The organism is Mesorhizobium sp. M7A.F.Ca.CA.002.04.1.1 (assembly GCF_004022805.1).
GTDB classification, from domain to species: domain Bacteria; phylum Pseudomonadota; class Alphaproteobacteria; order Rhizobiales; family Rhizobiaceae; genus Mesorhizobium; species Mesorhizobium ciceri.
This window is the reverse complement of sequence record NZ_RZPL01000998.1, coordinates 1-1556: the sequence shown is the minus strand read 5'-3', so window position 1 is coordinate 1556 and position 1556 is coordinate 1. Positions and strand designations below refer to the sequence as shown.

Annotated in this window: 1 protein-coding gene and 1 pseudogene; both read left to right on the top strand. The window is 67.5% G+C overall.

The features are described from left to right. The coding region (locus ENZ75_RS31415; RefSeq protein WP_128278606.1) for an FGGY family pentulose kinase at positions 1–1180 on the top strand (1180 nt) is incomplete at its 5' end. Positions 1181–1320: 140 nt separating this feature from the next. After that, a pseudogene (locus tag ENZ75_RS31410) lies at positions 1321–1556 on the top strand (hypothetical protein); the annotation flags it as partial.

Below are 1556 nucleotides of genomic sequence, written 5' to 3'. Positions count from 1 at the left end.
GCCAAACCTCTGGGGGCTGGCAAAAACCCTGCCCGCCACTTTCGACGCCGCCTGGCAGTTCATGGACCTCGCCGATTTCCTCACCTGGCGGGCGACCGGCAGCCTTGCCCGTTCGGTCTGCACGGTGACCTGCAAATGGACCTATCTGGCGCATGAGAGCCGCTGGGACGAGACGTATTTCCGCAAGATCGGCCTCGGCGCGCTGGCCGACGAGGCATTCGCGCGCATCGGCACCGAGATCGTGCCGGCCGGTGCCGCACTCGGCGGCGGATTGACCGCGCAGGCAGCAGCAGACCTTGGTCTCAACCCCGGCACCGCGGTGGCGGCCGGACTGATCGACGCGCATGCCGGGGGCGTCGGCACGGTCGGCGCGCGCGGCGATTTCGGCAGCGTGCTGTCGCGCATGGCCTATGTTTTCGGCACCTCGGCCTGCACCATGTCGTCGACCGCCGAGCCGGCCTTCGTCGACGGTGTCTGGGGTCCGTATTTCTCGGCCATGGTGCCGGGCCTGTGGCTGAACGAGGGCGGCCAGTCGGCAGCTGGTGCTGCGATTGATCATCTGGTGCGCATGCATCCTGCAGCCGGCGAAGCGACCGCCAAAGCGCAAGCCGAGGGGCTCAGTCTCAGCGCCTGGCTGTCGCTGCAGGCGCAAAGCCGCAATGGAGCCGCGGCCACGCCGGCCCTGGTCGGCGGCATCCATGTCGTGCCGGAGTTCCTCGGCAACCGCGCGCCCTTCGCCGACCCGGACGCGCGCGCGCTGATCGCCGGGCTCGATCTCGACACCAGCCTCGACAGCCTGGTCGGGCTCTATGTCGCCGGGGTCTGCGGGCTGGGCTACGGCGCGCGCCAGATCGTGCAGGCCGAACATCAGAAAGGCATTGCCGTCGACACCATCGTGGTCAGTGGCGGCGCCGGCCAAAGCCCGCTGGTGCGCCAACTGCTGGCCGACACCACAGGCATGGTGGTGGTGGCCTCGACCTCGCCGGAACCGGTGCTGCTCGGCTCGGCGATGCTGGGCGCGGTCGCCGCCGGTGCCTACAAGGATGTGGCGGCGGCGATGGCCGGCATGTCGGAACTCGGCGAGGTCTATCATCCCGACGCTACGCTGGCCGGCTGGCATGCCAAACGCTTCGCGGCGTTCGAATTGCTGCAGCAGGCGGGCAAGGCCATCCGAGGCTGAAGCGCGCGGCTTCTGTCCGGCTTTGTCAGGAGCGTAGCGAACACCGCTTGGCGGTTTAGCCGGAAGCTGGCAGCTTTGTTCTGTCGTGGACCCTCCAGCAGCACGCGACGAGGGCAGGGCGACAGGACCAGGAGGCCCTAATGGTGGACGAAGCTAAACCGCCGCTACCATTCGCATCGGATGAGGTGCCGTGGACGGAATGGTCCGATGTGCCACGCTTCGGCCTGCGCTACCGGCATTTGTCGCTGGCTGCCCTTGGCGAAAAACACCGTGTCGGCGTGGCAATCGAGGAGCTTCCGGCTGGCAAGCAGTCCTCGCCGGCGCATTACCATATTTTCGAGGAAGAGCATGTCTTCATCCTCGAAGGGGCGCTTAC